Source organism: Solwaraspora sp. WMMA2101, assembly GCF_049179175.1.
GTDB lineage: Bacteria > Actinomycetota > Actinomycetes > Mycobacteriales > Micromonosporaceae > Micromonospora_E.
In genome coordinates this window covers 3,376,688-3,394,749 of record NZ_JBMHMA010000006.1, presented here as the reverse complement: position 1 = coordinate 3,394,749, position 18,062 = coordinate 3,376,688, and the positions used below count along the sequence as shown (strand labels likewise).

Sequence of the window (18,062 nt, the reverse complement as noted above, 5' to 3'; positions counted from 1 at the left end):
CGAAATTTCGCTGCCTTCTGCAATATTAGTCGTACAGGCAAGTTTTGCAGTAGCTGAGCCGAATATTGCAGTCCTCGCGGTGGTGGCGCATCACCTCACGTTTGAGCTAGCCTGGATGTTACTAACATCAGTGTTACTAACATGGGAGTTAGCGTGGCGGGCTTCGTCGGGCGTACCCGGGAACTCGGCACCCTCGCCGCCGAGCTGGACCGCATCGCCTCGGCCCGGGACGACCGGCCCGGCCGCTGCCTGCTCATCCGAGGGCGGCGGCGGGTCGGCAAGTCCCGCCTGGTCGAGCGGTTCGTCGACGACGCGCAGGTGCCGTACCTCTACTTCACCGCCGCCGGTGCCGGCACCGCCACCGAGCTGCGGCAACTCGTCGCCGACGCAGCCGAATCCACCCTGCCCGGCCGGGACCTGATCGCCGCCGCCAACCCGTCGGACTGGGACGCCACGTTCCGGCTGCTGGCAGCGGCGCTACCCGACGACACTCCCAGCGTCGTCGTCCTCGACGAAGTGCCCTATCTGATGGATCCCGAGCAGCAGTTCGAAGGCATCCTGCAGCGGGCCTGGGACCGGCTGCTGTCCCGCAAGCCGGTGCTGCTCGTCCTCATCGGCTCCGACCTGGCGATGATGGAGGCGCTCAACGACTACCGTCGGCCGTTCCACCAGCGTGGCCGCGAGATGGTGCTCGGCCCGCTCAACCCGGCCGACCTTGCCACCATGCTCGACCTGCCACCCGCCGACGCGATCGACGCCGCCCTGATCACCGGTGGGCTGCCGCTGGTCGCCGCCGAATGGCCGCCCGGCGCCAGCCTCTGGGACTTCCTCGGCGCGGCGCTGGCCGACCCGACATCGGCGCTGCTGGTCTCCGCGGAACGGTCACTCGCCGCCGAGTTCCCCGCCCAGCTCCAGGCCCGCAAGGTGCTGACCGCGATCGGCTCCGGCGAGCGGACGTTCACCAACATCGCCCGTACGGCCGGCGAAATGTCAGCTACGTCGCTGCACCGATCCCTGGAAACCCTGCAGGTCAAGCGGCTCGTCACCGGTGAACTACCGCTGTCCACCCGCCCGTCGAAGGACCGCCGCTACCGGATCGTCGACCCGTACCTGCGCTTCTGGCTGCGGTTTCTCGCCGCCGCGATGCCGGAAATCGAACGCGGCCGGGGTGACCTGACCCTGACTCGCATCCGGACGAGCTTCCCGAGCTGGCGGGGCCGGGCGGTCGAGCCGCTGATCCGCGACGCACTCGCCCGGCTGCTGCCCGACGACTCGCTGCCGGCGGCACCCGCCATCGGGGCGTACTGGACCAGATCGAACGACGTCGAGATCGACATCGTCGGTGCCGACCGGGCACCGATCGCCCGCGAGTTGTACTTCGTCGGCTCGATCAAATGGCATGACCAGGCGCCGTTCGACGGGCACGACCTGTCCGCGCTGTTCCGGCACCGGGCAGCACTGACCGACGAGCCGGTGCCGACCGTCGCCGTCTCCCGCAGCGGCGCGTCCTGCCGTGGGCTCGACGTGCTCTACCAGCCCATCGACCTGCTCGCCGCCTGGCAACCGGCCGGCGGCTGATCAGTTGTCGGCGTCAAGGCGCTGACGGTACGCCTGAAGCTGGTCACCGTCGCGGGTGTGCCAGCACGGCCCGAGCTCCCAGCCGAGCCGTTCGTAGAAGCCCGTCGCCCCGGCCGACCCGACCGGGGTGACCAGCTCGGCCTCCGCCGCCCCGGCGCGCCGGGCGTCCTCGACGAACCGGCGGACGAGTTCCGCCCCGATTCCGCTGCCCCGCCACTGCGGCTGCACCGCCACCGCGACCATTACCGCGACCTGCGGATTGTCGGCCGGCCCGGCTGCTGGAGCCGGCTGGCCGGACCGGCGCTGCGCGATCTGGCGGGCCCAGGGAACGGCCCGGGAAGCCAGCTGACTGGCCAGCCGTGGGCGGCGGACCAAGGCACCAGCACCGGCTACCGACAGTGCGGCCAGCGCCCGCCGATCGGCGAACAGTGCCGCCATGTGCGCGGCCTGGTCGGTGGTGCCCAGCAGGAATCCGACAACGTCACCGTGTGGTGTCGTCGGGTCGGTGACCACGTAGCCGACACCGTGCCGGGAGTCGAGGTAGGTGCGGTGCCAGCGGCGGACGAAGCCTGCCCCGAGCGACGGAAACAGCCCGACCGGCAGGAACTCCACATGCGTACGGGCCGTGACGGGCAGATCGGCGTACCCGGCCGGCCGCACGGCGGCTTCGCTGCGACCCGACCTCGTCACCTCGGCGCGGGACCGCGACAGGGTATTGGAGGTGCCTACCATGACCGATGGGTACCCACCGTCAGGGCGGTCATACCGGGGCGGGAACAGCCGGCGTCCGACGAGGTCAGCCCCGCAGGTCGAGGAGCAGGGCGCGGTGGTCGGAGACTTCCGGCTGACGCACGATTTCGAACCGTTCGACGGCGGCGACGTCGGAGACGAGCAGATAGCTCGCGTGCCGGACCGGCTTCGGATAATGCGACGTACGGGTGTCCGCCGCGCCGACCAGCTCGGTCAGTCCGATATCACCCAGTACGTCGAACGTCGCGCTGTCGGGCAGCAGGTTGAAGTCTCCGCACACCACCACCAGATCGTTCGGGTCGCGTACCCGCTGGACCAGCTCGGCCAGCCGTACCGCCTGGGCCCGACGTGCCGGGGTGTCCGCCTTGCCCGCCGGATCACGTAGCCCGTGCACCTGCACCACCCAGACCCGCCGACCGTCGGCGCGGCCGACTGTCCCGACAGCGAGCGCCACCCGTGGACGGTCCGCGACGGTCCACTTGCCATGGGCGATGAACTCCCCGTGCACGAAGGCGGAGTCGACACCGACGACGGGCAGCCGCTCGGCGGTCATCGTCGCCACGCCGAAGTCCTGCCGGTGCCGGGCACCCGTCCCGTCGGTCACCGGCCCGGAGTCACTGGTCAGGAAGAACGCCTGGTGGCGGGGCAGTACGGCGCGCACGTCGTCGAACAGGTTCGCGCGCTGCGGCAGGGCGCGGTCGCCGTCGTCGAAACGGGTCCAGCCGGTCAGGCCCGGCGTCCGGGTCACCTCCTGCAGGCAGGCGACGTCCGCCGCGCAGTCGGCCAGCCAGGGCAGCAGTTCGTCGGCCAATGCCCCGCCCCAGGTGTTCACACTGACGATCCGCATCGCGCTGGCGTCAACCGGCGTCGGCCCGTGTCGCGACGACACCTATGAAAGCACTGGACCGGCCGGACTCGAACCTGCCGTCGTAGTGGTCCAGCATCTCGATGCGCCAGCCGGTGAGCAACTTACGGGTGTACTCCTCGTCGAAGAAATGCCGGACATGGCCGTCGACGCTGAAGATCCGAGGACCGAACTGCTCGCCCTTGCCGTAGTTGGGGTCGGCGGTCGACTTGACGCAGAAGGCCAGGACGCCGTCGGGCCGCAGCACCCTGCCGATCTCATCGAACACGTGCTGGGTGGTCCGCTCGGTGAAGTAGTGCAGCGCGAGGTGCGAGTAGACCCCGTCGAAGCGGCCGGTGGCGAACGGGAGGCCCGCAGCGATGTCGTGTACGTGGAGTTCGGTCGCCGCCGCGTCCGGCTGGCCTGACTGCTCAGGTACGCGGGCCCGCGCCAACCGGATCGCTTCCGGCGAGAGATCGACGCCGGTCACGTGCCAGCCGGCCGCCGCCATGGCCAGCATGTCGTGGCCCTGTCCGCAGCCGACGTCGAGTACCCGTCGCGCGGCCGGCAGCCGGGTCATTCGCTCGGTGAAGGTCTGTCGCAGCCGCTGATGGCCGGCGTACCGCCCGGTGGACCTGCCCGAGGCATGCCAGGCATCCCATAGTGGCTGCTGGTCGGGGATGCGTTCGGTGGTCAACTGCTCCCCTCCCGGGCAGAATCCGACTTACGGTAGACAACCGTCTTGTCCCTACAATATTACCGATGCCGGTCTTGCGACTGACATCGGCTACTTGGCGGGTAAAGATGGCCGCGCGTCGTTGTTGTGTATGGGACGTTCCGTAATAGTCGGTCCTGCGGCTTAGCATCGATTCTCAGGATGAATGACCATAAGTTCAGATTGAATCACCTGGTGAACTGCTGTCCGGTGGCTCAACGTATTTACATGCTTGCTTTGGGCTGGTGTCGCTGTTAGCCTCTGTGCACGGCCACATCGGGGGCGGCCAGTCGATTGAATGCGCCTGATCAGCGTTCGTAGGGAAAGTCTCAATCAACGATCTGGGACACTGACGCCGATGATTTGGTCTATCTGATGCACGCGTCCTCGACGCCGAATGTGACGGCAGCTGAAGCAACGCGAAGAAGAGATTTCCGTCTGTACTGGATCGCTGGTGCGGTCGATCAACTGGGATCTCAGACATCGGGGATCGTGTTCCCGTTGGTGACGCTGGCGGTCACCGGGTCGCCGGCAGCCGCCGGACTCGTCGGCGCGCTCGCGCTGGCCGGCCGGCTGGCCGCCGCTCCGGTGGCCGGCGTCCTGGCCGACCGGCTGCCACGCAAGCAGATGATGGTCGTTTCGTTGGTGGTGGCGGCCGTGGTGATGGCGACTCTGTTCGCCGGGGTCGCCGTCGGCGCGGTCACCCTGGCATTGCTGGCCGGTGCGGCGTTCGTGGAAGGCGTCGCACAGAGCGGGTACGAGGCCGCCGGTGCCGGGTCCATCCGGCGGGTCCTCCCTGCCGACGACAAGCTGGCCCTGTCCCGGCTGGAGGCGCGCAATCACGCCGTACAGGTCGTCGGGCCGGTGATCGGCGGTGCGCTCTACCAGCTCGGGCGATGGGTGCCATTTCTGGTGGATGCGGTTTCCTACGTCGTCTCCGCCTGTCTGGTGTCGGCAATTCGTACCGACCTCACACCGGTGCGCGCGGAACGTACGTCATTTCTCGCTGATCTGCGGAACGGGTTGCGTTTCGTCTGGCAGCAGCCATTCTTGAGATTCGTCACCATCTGGGCCGCCGCCATCAACTTCACTTTCGGCGCACTGATCTACTACGCAATTCTGACTTCTGGCCAGCAGGGCGCTCCGGCCGCGTCGATCGGGCTCATTCTCGCCGTCGCCAGCATCGGCGGCCTCACCGGCGCGTTGGCAGCGCCGGCCGTGTTCGCCCGGGTCCGACCGATGACCGTCATCGTCGTCTCGTCATGGGCGATGGTGGCCCTGGTCGTCGCCATGTCACAGGCTCGGCAGGCCTGGACGTACGGCCTGCTGTTCGGCCTGGTGTTCCTGCTCAGCCCGCTGCTCGGGGTGATCTTCCAGTCCCGGGTCATCGCGTTGACCCCGGACGAGCTGCAGGGCCGGGTCGGCACCGTGATGGGCACCGCCGGGGAGGTGCTGCAGACCCCGGCGCCGCTGCTCGCCGGGCTGCTGGTGGCGTGGTACAGCCCGTCGGCCGTGGCGCTGGTGTTCGCCGCCCTGCTGGCCCTGCTGGCCGTCTACACCACCGCCAGCCTGCGGCATCTGCGTGCCGGCACGGAAGAGGGCGAGGACGGGAGCGAACCGCCCCCCGGGCCCGAGCCGTCGTCGGGCCCAGAGTCCGAGGCAGAGCCCAAGCCGGAGTCACAGGTCGAGGAGGCACGTCGATGAGTCGCGAGTACCGGCTGTTCTACCCGGCGCTGCCGGTCGTCGCCGAACACGCACCGCACCGGCTGGTGTACGTCGGTGACGCCGACGGGCGGTGCCAGATCTTCGCCTGGGACCGCCGGGCCGGTGCCCTGACGCAGCTGACCGACCGGCCGACCGGCACGATCCGGGCTGCGCTCGACCCGGCCGGTGAAACGGTGTGGTGGTTCGACGACGACCTGGCCGGGGTCGGTGTCTGGCGTACCACCGATTTTCCCGACGGCCCCACCACCAGCTTCGCCACGACGCCGGCGCTGCCCGGGGTGGCGCCCGCCCGGCACGCGGGCATCGCGATGGCCGACGACGGGACGGCCCTGGTCGGGCTCGCCGACGACGACGGTCTGACGCTGCACCGCCGCCAGCCGCACGGCCGGATCACCGAGGTGACCCGGATCGACGGGTACGCGTACCTGGTCGACCTGGATCCGGCCGGTGACCTCGCCGTGGTCGGCACCGACGCGGCGGCCCCCGACGCGGTCACCGTCCTGGACCGCGACGGTACGCCGGTCAGCCGGATCGCCGGCCGCACCAGTCGGCGGGTCTGGGCGCTGGGCTTCGCGCCCGGCGGAGGCGAGGCGCGGTTGCTGCTGGTGGTCGAGTCCGACGGACGCTACTTCCCGGCGACCTGGACCGCCGACGGCGGACTGACCACGTACGAATGGTGCTGGTACGACACCGAGATCACCGCGAGCTGGTTCCCGGACGGTCGGCGGATCCTGATCCGGCAGGACCGGTACGCGCGGACGGTGCTGCACGAGGCGGACCTCACCGCCCGTACCAGTGTGGTGTCGCCGACCCCGGCGGGCAGCGTGCTCGACGCGGCGGTCTGGCCCGACGGCGAGCTCGTCTATATCTGGACGGATTCGCTGACGCCCCCTCAGCTGCGGTCGGCGAGCGGGGTGCGGTTGCCGGACAGCGGGGTGCGGTTGCCGGACAGCGGCGCGCAGTCGGATCCGGCCGCGGCGGCGGTGCCGGTCGACGACAACACCCGCCAGGAGCTGTGGGTGCCGGGTCCGGGCGGACGGATCCACGTCCTGCTGACCGTGCCGAACGACGGTCGTGCCACCCATCCGGCCGTCTTCCTGGTCCATGGTGGGCCGTCCCAGCACGCCCGGGACGCGTACGACCCGCTGGTGGAGGTGCTGGCCAGCACCGGATGCGCGGTGGTGCGGGTCAACTACCGGGGGTCCAGCGGGTACGGCTCGGCGTGGCGCAACGACTTCAGCGACGGGGTCGGGCTGACCCAGATCGCCGACCTCGCGGCGGTCCGCGAACACCTGGTCGCGGCCGGCGCGATCGAGTCCGGCCGGGTCGCCCTGTGGGGTACGTCGTGGGGCGGCTACCTGACGCTGCTGGCCCTCGGTGTGCAGCCGCAGCTGTGGCGGTTGGGGGTGGCGATCAGCCCGGTCGCCGACTACGTCGCCGCGTTCCACGCCGCCTCGCCGGCGGTCCAGGCGCTGGACGTGACGTTGTTTGGCGGCAGCCCGCAGCAGGTGCCGCAGGCGTACGCCCGGTCGTCCCCGGTGACCTACGTCGACCAGGTCCGGGCGCCGGTGCTGCTCGCTGTCTCCAGCGACGACGTGCGCTGCCCGCCGGAGCCGGTGGAGCGGTACGCGGGTCTGCTCGCGGCGCGGCGGGTGCCGCACCAGGTGGTCCGGCGGCGGGCCGGGCACGACGACTTCGACGCGCACAGCCATCTCGCGTTGACGCAGACCGTGCTGCTGTTCATGCAGCGGCACTTCGACGGCGTGCAGGAGGAGGGGACCCCGGTCGCGCTTGCGATGGCCAGGCCGGTCGGTTGACCCGCGTTTCCGCACGTTGACAGGTCCATCGTCGATCGGAGAGGAGGTGAACGGCATGCGGAAGAACGTTGTCGAGAACGACCCGATCAACGGCAACCGCGACCAGCTTCGCAGCGCGGGCGTCCAGGTCACGGTCACGGTCAAGATCAAGTTCTGATCCGGCCGTACGGGGTGGAGGCGGGCGGACCACCGCTGTCTGCCGGCGCGACCGACCGCCTCCATCCACTGCGCGAGCGAGTCCCACCGCACGCGAGTCCCACCACACCTTGGTGCGATCGAAACAAGTCCGACGAGGAGAAGAAGGGCACATGCGGATCCTGCTGGTCAACATGCCGTGGTCATCGATCGATGTCCCGTCGCTGGCGTTGGGCATCCTCACCAACAGCGTCCGCCAGAAGGTGCCGGACGCGCAGGTCGACGTGATGCACGCCAACCTCGACTTCGTCGACTGGGTGGTCGAGCGCACCGAGTTCGGCCTGAGCGACTACTACTACTATTCGCTGTTCACCTACTTCTCCGGCTGCGGCGACTGGGTCTTCTCCTCCGCGCTCTACGACGATCCGCAGTGGCGGGTCGACGAGTTCGTCACCCGGGTGCAGGGCCAGATGTCCGAACGGGACCTCACCCGCAACCTGGAGCTGCACCGTACGGTGCCCGAGTTCGTCGCCGAGGTGGCCGCCCGGATCGTCGAGCGGCAGCCGGACATCGTCGGGTTCACCTCGACGTTCCAGCAGAACGCCGCCGCCCTGGCCACCGCGCGGGCGGTCAAGCGGCTCGACCCGCGGATCCGTACCGTGCTCGGCGGCGCCAACTGCGACGGCGAGCAGGGCGCGGCGATGCACCGCAACTTCTCCTTCATCGACTACGTGGTACGCGGCGAAGGCGAGGCGGCGTTCCCGAAGCTGCTGACCGCCCTGCGCGACACCGACACAGGCATCGACACCGACAGTCGGCCCGACCTGGCCGGGATCGAAGGTCTCTGCTGGGCCGACGCCGCCGGACGGCACGTGGCCAACCCGATGAGCACCGCCCCGCTGCCCCCCGCCGAGATCGTCAGCCCCGACTACACCGGCTACTTCGAGCGGCTGGCCAGCTCCCGGGCCAACCACTGGGTCGAACCCCGGCTGGTCGTCGAAGGCGCCCGGGGCTGCTGGTGGGGCGAGAAGCACCACTGCACCTTCTGCGGCCTCAACGGGTCGTTCATGCAGTTCCGCAGCAAGCATCCGGGGCGGTTCTACGACGAGATCATCGACCTGGTGCAGCGGCACCAGGTGCTGGACATGTTCGTCGTCGACAACATCCTCGACATGAGCTACGTGACCTCGCTGCTGCCCCGACTGGCCGAGTCCGGCTACGACCTGCGGCTGCAGTACGAGATCAAGTCGAACATGCGCGGCCCGCAGGTGCAGGCGCTGGCCGACGCCGGCCTGGTCAGCGTGCAGCCCGGCATCGAGAACCTGAACAGCCGGGTACTCAAGATCATGGACAAGGGGGTGACCGGCTGCCTCAACGTGCGGATGCTGCGCGACGCCGAGACCAGCGGCATCACCATCGCCTGGAACTACCTGTACGGCTTCCCCGGCGAAACCGACGCCGACTACCGGTCGATCATCGAGCAGATGCCGGCCCTGCACCACCTGTGCCCGGCCGACGGCAGCACCCGGATCGCCATCGAACGGTTCAGCCCGTACTTCGTCAACCCGGCGCTCGGCTTCACCGACCTGCGCCCGGCCGCCCAGTACCGGCTCATCTACGACCTGCCCGAATCCGAGCTGATGGACCTCGCATACATTTTCGACACCCCGACCCAGGGCATCGGCGACGACGTCGGCGACGAGCTGGACCGGGCCGTCACCCACTGGCAGCACGAGTACGCCCGCAGCCGACTCACCCACCACGACCTCGGCGACGAGATCGTGCTGGTCAGCCAGCGCCGGCACTTCGACTGGCACGTACTGCGGCTGACCGACCCGGCCGAGATCGCCGCGTTCCGCCAACTGGACCAGCCGCACAGCGTCGCCTCACTGGCCCGGCGCATCGACGTACCGGAGCCGGCCGTCGCCGCACTGCTGGCCCGCTGGCGGGAACTCGGCATCGTCTTCGCCGACGCGGACCAGTTCATCCAGATCGCCCCCAGGGCGATGAACCAGGAGCTGATCCGGATCGACCACCTGCATCAGGAGCGGGCCGCCGCGCAGGAAGAGGCAGCGTCCGCCGACGCCGTCGGGGCCGCCGGTAACGCCGCGCCGGAGCCCGTGCCCGCGCTCACCGCCGTCTGACCGGAACCGCCATCTGACAGGAGCAGCCCGTTGACCACCACCCCCGTCGCCGCCGGGCCGTCCCGGCCGATCACCGTACGGCGGCACCGCGACCACGATCCGGCGGTGGCCGACATCCCCGGCATCGACCTCGGCCCGGCCGAAGTGACCGGGCCGGTCGGTGACGCCGTCGCCGACTGGCACGCCGACGGTGTCCGCAAGCTCGTCCTGCCCGGCGTCGTCGATCTCACCGTGGCCGATCCGGCGGCGGCGGCCGACGCGGTACGCCGACTCGTGCTGGTCCGGGAGGCGACCAGCCACGCCATCGAGATCGACTGGTCGGTGCGGCTGCCCGGCGGCGACGACGACCTGTGGCGGGTGTACGGGCACCTGCGCCCGCCGGTCGCCGTCGAGTTGGTCGGGGCCGACGCCGCGACGTCGGCGGCGGCCACCACCGCCTGGCGGGACGCCTTCTACTTCGACAAGTGCACCTACCGCCAGGGCCCGGGTTTCGTGCAGGTACGGGACCGGCGCACCGGTCAGCTGAACCTGCTGACCATCGACGACCCGGCCTACCTTGCCGTGTTGGCGCAACTGGTCGACGGCGCACCGGTCACCGGCGTGGACATCGACATCGCCCGCGAGTTCGGGGAGGAGGGCCTGGTCACGAAGGTGGGGGACCAGTTGGTGTGGCTGCCGCACCGGCTGCGTCGCTGGCCGCTGCCGTCGATGGTGATCTGACCGGGTCGGCCATCGCGTCCGGCGGCACCCCGGGCCAGCGGGCGTACGCACTGTCCACGAAGTACGCCTCGCCCGGATCCCAGGTGTGCCCGGTGGGTCGGCGGTGGTACAGGTAGCCGAGCGGGTGGGTGCGGTAGACGCTCGCCCCCGCCGCGCGCAGCCGCTCGATCAGGCCGAGGTCGACCGAGCGGGGCACCGGGCGCCACCCGCCGACGGCCTCCAGATCGCCCTTGGCGAGCAGCATCGTGCCGCCGGCCACCACGTCGCCGTACGCTTCGGGCACCCCGGAGCTGCGGCGCAGGGTGACCCCTTCACGTTCCAGGTGGACGAGTTCGGCACCCTTGCCGACCAGCACCGCGCCGGAGTAGTGCCGGGCCAGGACCAGGTCCCAGACGTGTTCGACGCCGTAGCTGTCGTCGTCGTCGAACTTGGTGACCAGGGTGCCCCGGGCGCGCCGGGTCACCGCGCCGAGCGCCGCGCCGAAGTCGGCGCTGGCCGGCAGTCGGACCACCTCGAACGGGCGGCCGCAGTCGGACAGCATCCGCCGGGCCGGCTCGGGCAGGTCGATGCCGTGCAGCCCGAGGACGATCTCCAACTCCGGGTAGGTCTGCGCGGCGATCGCGGCCAGCGCCACCGGCACCAGCTCCGCCCGGCGGGTGACCAGGATCGCGCTGACCGAGGGTGGCTGGCCGAGTACCGGCAGCCCGCCGGTGGCCAGGGCGGGTAGCCGCAGCCCGGCGGCGTGCCCGCGCAGCGCGGCCCGGCGCTGCCGTACGCTGCGCGCCTCGACGGCCAGCGCGGTGCCGGCCGGGTCGTCGTGGTCGGGGGTCGGCGGCGGTGTGCTCACCAGTGCCCGCAGGTCCGGGTCGAGCAGGTCGGCGACGGCCGGTGGCAGCACCGGGGCGTGCAGCAGCACCCCGGTGGCGGCGATCTGCACCAGCAGCCCGGCGGTCTGCGCCGGGTGTTCGCCCGGCACCAGTCGGCAGTGCACCGCGCGGACCTGGCGCAGCGCGGCGAGCGCGGTCGCGTCCAGGCCGGGCCCGGTCAACGCCCCCTGCAGGGTGCGGCCACCGGCCGGCCCGGTGGCCGGGTCGGCGCGGAACCGGGCCGCCGACCGGCCGCCCCGGGCGAACTCCAGGGTGGCCTCGGGCGCCGAAGACCGGTACGCCGTCACTGGTCGGCCCCGTGGGTTGATCCGGGTGGCGTCGACGAGCACCATCGGCGCACCCTCGGTGACGGTGACGCGGTGTCCGCTACCGGCCAGCACGGTGCCAGCCAGCACGGTGCCGGCGTCGTCGGGTCGGGGCGCCACCGCTGCCGGCGTGACGACCAGGTCGTGGGCGCGGATCTCGTCACGGGCGGTGAGTTCACCGGTGGTGACGGTCGCGGTCGCCGACAGGAACGCCGGCCCACCGCCGCTGCGGCCACCGGCCCTGCCGCCGCTGCGGGCGGGGACGACGCCGGTGACGTCCGGGCTGCCGGGGGCCGGCATCGGCCGGGCACCGTCCAGGGCGTTCAGCGCCGACCGTACGGCATCGCGCAGCGCCACCGGGGCGGCGACGGCGAGCCGGACGGTGGCCGCGCCCCGACGCAGCCGGGGCAGCCCCACCCGGTGCCGGCGCAGTCGCGGCAGCATGCCGACCGTACCGCCCCAGCCGACCCGGGGGGACCGCCACCAGGCGACGACCACGGTCACCGACCGTACCGGCGAGCCGGCGGCCGGATGGTGGGTCAGGTCGCGGAGCCGGTCCACGGTGCCGGCGACGACGAGGGCCTGCCCGGTCCCGGGTACGCGCAGCACCCGCAGGCCCACGGCGCGGCCGAGCCGCTCGGCGGGACGCGGCGGGGCGAGCCCGCGTAGTCGCCAGGTGACCTCGACGCCGGCCGGCCCGCTGGTGTCGGATCCGGCACCACGTGTCACCTGAGGGTCTCCTCCCGGTTCTGCCCGCCACCGGCTCCGGCCCCGGCACCGGTCATCGCCGCAGGTCGTGGTCGCGTGGCGGCGGCCATCCCCCGGGCAGGGGAGCCGAACAGCCGTTTCCGCACCAGCCAGCAGGCCATCAGCAGTTCGTACAGAGGATAGGCGTTCGCCGCGACGAGCCGGTGCTTGACCGCCTCGTTGGCGCCGCCCGGCACCGGGTAGGCGCCGCCGGGCCGGTACCGGCGGTACAGCGCGGCGGTGCCGCGGAAGTAGCGCCGCCGGCTGGACCGGGGCACCCGGTGCGGGTGGCCGAGCACCTGCAGGCAGTGCCAGATCATCCGGCCGAAGATCAACGACCGGACCGGTGCGGCCCGGCCAGGGTCGGAGTCGAGGTAGGTGAAGACCCGCTGCCACTGGTCGAACACCTCGAAGTGGCGGTCACTGACGGTACGGGTGATCGCGCCGTCGTGGTGCTGCCGGTACGCGTAGCAGTCCCGGTCCAGTACGGCGATCCGGTCGGCGGCGACCATCAGCGGGATCACGGACGACACGTCCTCGTACCAGCCGGACTGGAAGGTGATGCCGGTCCCGGCCAGCCACTCCCGATCGACGATCTTGTTGCAGGCGATCCACAGGACGTCGAGCAGACCCGGCTCGTCGGCGAAGGAGAAGACCGCCGGCAACTGCCGCCCCGGCGCGATGTCGGTGACCGGGTGCTCCTCGGCCCGGCCGTCGGGGTACACCCGCGCGTACCCGGTGATCAGGATCTCCGGGTCGGTCCGGCGGAGCCGTTCGACCACCGCCGCGAGCGACCCGGCCGGCAGCCAGTCGTCACTGTCGACACACCAGACGTAGCGCCCGCTGGCGTGGGCGATCCCGGCGTTGCGGGCGGCGCCCAGCCCCGAGTTGCGGTCCATCGTGACCACCGTGATCTGCCGGTGGCGCTGCGCGTACTCGGCCAGGATCGCGCCCGACCGGTCGTCGGAGGCGTCGTCGACGGCGACGATCTCCACCTCGTCGCACTGCTGGTCGAGGATCGAGTCGAGGCAGGCGGCGAGGTACTTCTCGACCCGGTAGACCGGGATGATCAGGCTCAACAGGGCCATCGGAGAAGCTCGCCTTCCATACCGTCGGTCCGGCGCAGGAGTCGGCCGGTGGGCGGACAGCATCCGCCGGGCAGGGGAAGGGGGCCCTATCGCAAAGCTAACAGGCAGCGAGCGGAGAGTGAACGTCAGGCAGAACCCTAGGCCTGTCACCTTCTTCCGACGGTGCGACGTCTATGTCTGCGGGGGCGGACACCGAGGAACCACACCGGGGAGGGGTGCCCAGGCATGAGGGTGCAGTGTGTACGGCGCGGTTGAGGTGACGCTGCCGGCGCCGCTGGTGGGCAAGCCACGGCCGGCCGTGGACCAAGCGGCGGCCCGGGTCCGGTCGTCGGCGGGTACGTCGGCCGACGCCTCGGACGAGGAGTTCGTGGCGTTCGCCGAGGCGGCCGCGCCCCGGCTGCGTCGGACCGCCTACCTGATGTGCCGGGACTGGCATCTGGCACAGGATTTCACCCAGACCGCCCTGGCGAAGATGTACGCGGCGTGGTCGCGGGTGGTGCGGGCCGACAACATCGACGCCTACAGCCGCAAGGTGTTGCTGCGGGTGGTGCTGGACCACCGTCGCCGGCTCAGCGGTCAGGAACTGGTGGTGCCCGGGCCGGCGCTCGACAGTGACCCGGCCCGGCCGGAGCAGCCCGCACTGCGGCTCACCATGATCGACGCGCTCGGCTGCCTGCCGCCACGCGATCGGGCGATCGTGGTGCTGCGCTACTGGGAGGACCAGAGCGTGGAGACGGTGGCGGAGACGTTGGGCGTGTCGGTGTCGGTGGTCAAGACCCAGAGCCGACGGTCCCTCGCCCGGCTGCGGGAGCTGCTCGGTGACAGCCGCGCCGACCTGCTGGTCGAGGAGTCGTGACACCGCCGGCCCGGCTCGTCGGGGCGGTGCTGGTGGCCACCCTGCTGATCACCGGATGCGCGACGCCGGACAGCGGGGCCGCGTCGGGTGCCGGCTCCGCGCCGGCCGCAGGGGCCGCCGGCGGCACCACCACCCCGGCGGTACGCGACACCTGGTTCGTCGCCCCCACCGCGCTCGGTCCCGGCTGGTCGTACCAGCCACGACAGCTCGGGGTGCCCCGCTGGCCCTGGGCCCAGGACGACTGCCCGACCTACCGCGACGCGGACTATCCCGCGCAGTTGCACCGGGTAGCCGCCGCGCAACGGCGCTACCACCACCCGACCGCCACCGGGCTGGCGCTCGCCGTCGTCGAGGTGTTCCAGCCGGACTGGGCGGCGCGGGCGATCGCCGACGCCGAGCAGGTGGTACGGACCTGCCCGACGTACCGGTTCGGGCCCGGCACCATCACGTTCGAGCTGCTCGACCCCGAGCGGGAGGCTGCGTTGCTGGTCCGGGGCCGCATCGACCATCCGCAGTCCGCGCCGACCGTCTCCTACTTCCTGGCGGTCCGCCACGGCGACACGGTCGCCACGCTGAGCCTGCCGGATCCCGGCTCCGTGCCGGCGGTCATCCGAACCCTGGACCAGATGGCCACCGCCCTGGCCGGATGACCGGCTCAGCGTCCGGTGAGCCGACGCAGGTGTTGCCGGCCGTGCCGCGCGGCCCGCACGCCCTGCCGGGCCGCACGTTCGGCCCGGTGCCGGGCCAGTCGGGTCCACCGGGCCGGGGTCGCTGCTGCGGTGACCAGCGGGTCGGTGACCACCAGCCGCAGGCCACGGCGGCCGGGCGCGACCCACACCGCCCGGCCCCGGGTGGTGAGCGCGGCCCGGGTGCCCGGTGTCCCACCCGCCGGCGGCAGGACCAGCTCGGCACCGCCGTCGCGGGCCACCACGCGCAGCGCGTAGCGCCCCCGGGGCAGCCCGTCGAGCGGCAGGTCGACCTGCCAGCGCAGCCGGTCGGGGTCACCGTCGGCGACCACCAGCGGCAGCCGTAGCCGGGTGTCGCCCACCTCCAGCAGCAGGTCGTCGCGCACCCTGCCGGGTGCGCCGCCGGGACCGGGCAGGGCGCAGTGGCCGGTCAGCCGGACGGACTCGCCGGTTACCGGGTCGCCTCGGCGGACGCGGTGCACCGCGACCGTGGGCCGGGGCACCCGCAGCAGCTCCCGGTAACGGTCGAAGTGGGGATGGTCGAGGTGCAGCTGTCCGCCGTGCAGCCGGACCGGGCCGTCGTGGCGCGGTCGGCGTACCGCATCGGGTTGTCCTTCGTAGAGCGCGACCGCCCGCAGCCCGGCGGCCGGATCCCCGACGAACTCGGCGGCTACCGGGACGGCGATGTCGGCGAGCAGTGTCGACATCCGGCGGGTGAAGTCGGCCAGCTGCGCGTCGTCGAGGTTCACGGCGGCCCGGCGGGCGTAGCTGAGCTGCATGTACGCGACCCACCGGCGCACCGCCGGCAGGCTCGCCGGGTCGACGCCGTCGAGGTCGGCGACGAGTCGTTCGATGATCGTCAGGTGTTGCAGGATCTTGGCCGGCTGGAACCGGCTGTCCATGATCGAGGAGCCGTTGCCGCGCTGGCGGTACAGGTAGACCAGCTGGGGGCTGAGCACGGTACGCGGAGCGCGCAGCAGCAGCGGCAGGGTGAACAGGACGTCCTCGAAGGCGCTGCCTTCGGTGAAGGTGGCACCGACGTCGGCGACGAAGTCCCGGGCGAACACCTTGTTGCAGGCCGACGGGTTGCCGACCAGCAGGGGTGCCTGCGCGACGGATTCGATCACCCGGGACGCCCCGACGATCTCGGCGCGCCACGGCGGGCTGGGTCGTGGCGGGAAACCGTGCATGTCACCGACGGCGATCGGTGCCTGCGCCGCAGTGGCGACGGCGATCAGGTGGTCCAGTCCGTCGTCCGGATAGAGATCGTCGGAGTCGAGAAACCCCAGGTAGTCGCCGGTGGCCAGGCGTACCCCATGGTTTCGGGCCGCGCCGAGCCCGGCGTTGGACTGCCGGACGTAGCGCACCCCGGTCGACCGCCGGGCGTAGTCCTGCGCGATCTCGCCCGACGCGTCGGTGGACCCGTCGTCGACGATGATCACCTCGATCGTCGCCCGGTGCGGTTGCCGGTCGATCGACGCCAACGCGGCCGGCAACCAGACCTGCGTGTCGTAGACCGGCACCACGACGCTCGCCCTCGGGGCAGCCACGGTCACCTCTCGGTGTGCTCGACGGAGTCGGTGTCACAGATGGATTCGGTGCCGTCGACGGAGTCAGTGTCGCCGACGAAGTCGGTGTGACGGCACATCCACGGTACCGGCCGGGCCGGCCAACCCCGGTCGGCGGGCAGCGCCAAGCCGGTGCATGATGGCGGTGTGCTGGGCAGACTGCGGACCGAACCGGTCCGGAACCGACTCGACCTGGTCGCCGACCCGGTGTCCGCCGCGATCGAGCAGTGGTCGTCCGACGTCCCGGTGGACGTCGACGACATCACTGTGGCCGCCATCGCCCCCGACCTCGCCGACACCGCCGCATTCTGCGCCGCCTACGAGGTGGGGCTCGAGGAGTCGGCCAACTGCGTGGTGATCGCCGGTAAACGGGGCGGTGTCGTCCGCTACGCGGCGTGCATGGTGCTGGCCACCACCCGCGCCGACGTCAACGGGGTGGTCCGGCGGCTGATGGACGTCCGTAAGGCCAGTTTCGCCCCGATGGCCGACGCGGTGACGGCGACCGGCATGGAGTACGGCGGCATCACACCGATCGGGCTGCCGCCGCAGTGGCCGATCCTGGTGGACGCCCGGGTGGTGGCGGTGCCGCACGTGGTGATCGGTTCCGGGATCCGGGCCAGCAAGATCGTGCTGCCCGGTCCGGCCCTGGGGGTGCTGCCGCAGGCGCAGGTCGTCGACGGCCTGGCGGTCGCCGCCGGGTGACCGGTAGGCCGTCGTGGCCGGCCGCCGGGGGTGAACGCATTCCCCCGCTGACGGTACGGTGATCGTCACATATCAGCGCCGGGTCAGCGTGGACCACCGGCGGATCAGCCGGCAGCGCTTGAAATGGCTGAACGAGCGTTCAACTCGGGATCGATTCAGGGTTAGGCTGGCCAGGTGACGGTAGATCAGCAGGTGACGACGGCGGACGGGGCAGAGACGGTCGCACCTCGTCGACGGTCACGCCGCGACGAGATTCTCCAGATCGCGGTCGGACTCTTCGCGGCCCGTGGCTACCACGGCGTCTCGATGGACGACATCGGTGCCGCCGCCGGTGTCACCGGTCCGGCCCTATATCACCATTTCGCCGGCAAGGAGGCGATGCTCGCCGCCGCGCTGATTCCGGTCAGCGAGGAACTGCTCGACGGCGGGCGGGCCCGGGTGGCGGCGAACTCCACGGACGCCGACGCCGCCCTTGCCTCGCTGATCGAGTTCCATGTGGAGTTCGCCCTGGCCAACCCGGCGGTCATCGCTCTGCACCTGCACGAGCTCGACCGGCTCCCGGAGGAGCCGCGCCGCCGGATCCGCCGACTGCAGCGGCTCTACGTCGAGGAGTGGGTCGGGGTGCTGACCGGCCTGCGCCGCGAGCTCGACGCCGCCGAGGCACGGGTGCTGGCCCACGCGGCGTTCGGCCTGATGAACTCCACCCCGTTCCTCGGTGGCGAGGTCGACCGGGACCGGCGGGCCGCCCTGCTGCGGGCCGCCACCCTGGCCGCGCTGCACGGCTGACCGCAGCCC

15 protein-coding genes are annotated in these 18,062 nt (G+C 71.5%); 9 read left to right on the top strand and 6 right to left on the bottom strand.

What is annotated here, in order from left to right; genetic code table 11:
- Positions 1 to 153: 153 nt before the first annotated feature.
- Positions 154 to 1,578, top strand: a complete 1,425-nt coding sequence (locus tag ACN28F_RS16255) for an ATP-binding protein (protein ID WP_421358510.1) — start codon at positions 154 to 156, stop codon at positions 1,576 to 1,578.
- Here ACN28F_RS16255 and ACN28F_RS16250 read toward each other — a convergent pair whose 3' ends face one another.
- The 3 genes from ACN28F_RS16250 to ACN28F_RS16240 all read right to left on the bottom strand — a co-directional run bounded on the left by ACN28F_RS16250 (position 1,579) and on the right by ACN28F_RS16240 (position 3,869).
- The gene (locus tag ACN28F_RS16250) at positions 1,579 to 2,310 is read right to left on the bottom strand and encodes a GNAT family N-acetyltransferase (protein WP_289208785.1); all 732 of its coding nucleotides are present in this window, start codon (positions 2,308 to 2,310) and stop codon (positions 1,579 to 1,581) included.
- A 64-nt stretch (positions 2,311 to 2,374) separates the two neighbouring features.
- Positions 2,375 to 3,175 (bottom strand): endonuclease/exonuclease/phosphatase family protein, encoded by an 801-nt coding sequence (locus ACN28F_RS16245; protein WP_289208784.1) that lies wholly within the window; start codon positions 3,173 to 3,175, stop codon positions 2,375 to 2,377.
- A gap of 10 nt (positions 3,176 to 3,185) precedes the next feature.
- Positions 3,186 to 3,869 carry a class I SAM-dependent methyltransferase gene (locus ACN28F_RS16240; protein ID WP_289208783.1) on the bottom strand — a complete coding sequence of 228 codons (684 nt, stop codon included), beginning with the start codon at positions 3,867 to 3,869 and terminating at the stop codon, positions 3,186 to 3,188.
- Between the two features lie 393 nt (positions 3,870 to 4,262).
- Here ACN28F_RS16240 and ACN28F_RS16235 point away from each other — a divergent pair, with 393 nt between their 5' ends.
- The 4 genes from ACN28F_RS16235 to ACN28F_RS16220 all read left to right on the top strand — a co-directional run bounded on the left by ACN28F_RS16235 (position 4,263) and on the right by ACN28F_RS16220 (position 10,428).
- Complete coding sequence (locus ACN28F_RS16235) at positions 4,263 to 5,591, top strand: MFS transporter (protein ID WP_421358509.1); 1,329 nt, start codon at positions 4,263 to 4,265, stop codon at positions 5,589 to 5,591.
- Positions 5,588 to 7,429, top strand: coding sequence for an alpha/beta fold hydrolase (locus tag ACN28F_RS16230; protein ID WP_289208781.1), 1,842 nt, complete (start codon positions 5,588 to 5,590; stop codon positions 7,427 to 7,429). The genes ACN28F_RS16235 and ACN28F_RS16230 overlap by 4 nt, the downstream gene beginning before the upstream one ends.
- 308 nt (positions 7,430 to 7,737) lie before the next feature.
- Entirely contained in the window at positions 7,738 to 9,708 is a 1,971-nt protein-coding gene (locus ACN28F_RS16225) for a RiPP maturation radical SAM C-methyltransferase (protein ID WP_289208780.1), read from the top strand.
- A 30-nt stretch (positions 9,709 to 9,738) separates the two neighbouring features.
- The gene (locus ACN28F_RS16220) at positions 9,739 to 10,428 is read left to right on the top strand and encodes a DUF5825 family protein (protein ID WP_421358508.1); all 690 of its coding nucleotides are present in this window, start codon (positions 9,739 to 9,741) and stop codon (positions 10,426 to 10,428) included.
- Here ACN28F_RS16220 and ACN28F_RS16215 read toward each other — a convergent pair.
- Together ACN28F_RS16215 and ACN28F_RS16210 are read right to left on the bottom strand one after the other, a co-directional pair.
- The gene (locus ACN28F_RS16215; protein ID WP_289208778.1) at positions 10,352 to 12,349 is read right to left on the bottom strand and encodes a glycosyltransferase; all 1,998 of its coding nucleotides are present in this window, start codon (positions 12,347 to 12,349) and stop codon (positions 10,352 to 10,354) included. The genes ACN28F_RS16220 and ACN28F_RS16215 overlap by 77 nt on opposite strands.
- On the bottom strand, positions 12,346 to 13,455 hold the full coding sequence (locus ACN28F_RS16210; protein WP_289208777.1) for a glycosyltransferase family 2 protein: 1,110 nt from the start codon (positions 13,453 to 13,455) through the stop codon (positions 12,346 to 12,348). Before ACN28F_RS16210 ends, ACN28F_RS16215 begins: the two co-directional genes overlap by 4 nt.
- Positions 13,456 to 13,693: 238 nt before the next feature.
- Between ACN28F_RS16210 and ACN28F_RS16205 the strand changes: the two genes are divergently transcribed.
- Both ACN28F_RS16205 and ACN28F_RS16200 read left to right on the top strand, forming a co-directional pair.
- On the top strand, positions 13,694 to 14,311 hold the full coding sequence (locus ACN28F_RS16205; RefSeq protein WP_289208776.1) for a SigE family RNA polymerase sigma factor: 618 nt from the start codon (positions 13,694 to 13,696) through the stop codon (positions 14,309 to 14,311).
- On the top strand, positions 14,308 to 14,961 hold the full coding sequence (locus ACN28F_RS16200; protein WP_289208775.1) for a hypothetical protein: 654 nt from the start codon (positions 14,308 to 14,310) through the stop codon (positions 14,959 to 14,961). The genes ACN28F_RS16205 and ACN28F_RS16200 overlap by 4 nt, the downstream gene beginning before the upstream one ends.
- A 5-nt stretch (positions 14,962 to 14,966) precedes the next feature.
- Here the strand turns inward: ACN28F_RS16200 and ACN28F_RS16195 are convergent, their stop codons facing one another.
- A complete protein-coding gene (locus ACN28F_RS16195; RefSeq protein WP_421358506.1) occupies positions 14,967 to 16,547 on the bottom strand; it encodes a glycosyltransferase family 2 protein in 1,581 nt (526 codons plus the stop codon).
- A gap of 168 nt (positions 16,548 to 16,715) precedes the next feature.
- On the opposite strand from ACN28F_RS16195, the gene ACN28F_RS16190 reads away from it, so the two are divergent.
- Positions 16,716 to 17,267, top strand: a complete 552-nt coding sequence (locus ACN28F_RS16190) for a YbaK/EbsC family protein (protein ID WP_289210777.1) — start codon at positions 16,716 to 16,718, stop codon at positions 17,265 to 17,267.
- 174 nt (positions 17,268 to 17,441) lie between these two features.
- Complete coding sequence (locus ACN28F_RS16185) at positions 17,442 to 18,053, top strand: TetR/AcrR family transcriptional regulator (protein ID WP_421358504.1); 612 nt, start codon at positions 17,442 to 17,444, stop codon at positions 18,051 to 18,053.
- Positions 18,054 to 18,062: the final 9 nt, after the last annotated feature.

Coding starts and splice junctions, on each gene's coding strand:
- ACN28F_RS16230 (WP_289208781.1), top strand. CDS start 5,588: ATGAGTCGCGAGTACCGGCTGTTCTACCCGGCGCTGCCGGTCGTCGCC.
- ACN28F_RS16225 (WP_289208780.1), top strand. CDS start 7,738: ATGCGGATCCTGCTGGTCAACATGCCGTGGTCATCGATCGATGTCCCG.
- ACN28F_RS16250 (WP_289208785.1), bottom strand. CDS start 2,310: ATGGTAGGCACCTCCAATACCCTGTCGCGGTCCCGCGCCGAGGTGACG.
- ACN28F_RS16245 (WP_289208784.1), bottom strand. CDS start 3,175: ATGCGGATCGTCAGTGTGAACACCTGGGGCGGGGCATTGGCCGACGAA.
- ACN28F_RS16235 (WP_421358509.1), top strand. CDS start 4,263: ATGCACGCGTCCTCGACGCCGAATGTGACGGCAGCTGAAGCAACGCGA.
- ACN28F_RS16210 (WP_289208777.1), bottom strand. CDS start 13,455: ATGGCCCTGTTGAGCCTGATCATCCCGGTCTACCGGGTCGAGAAGTAC.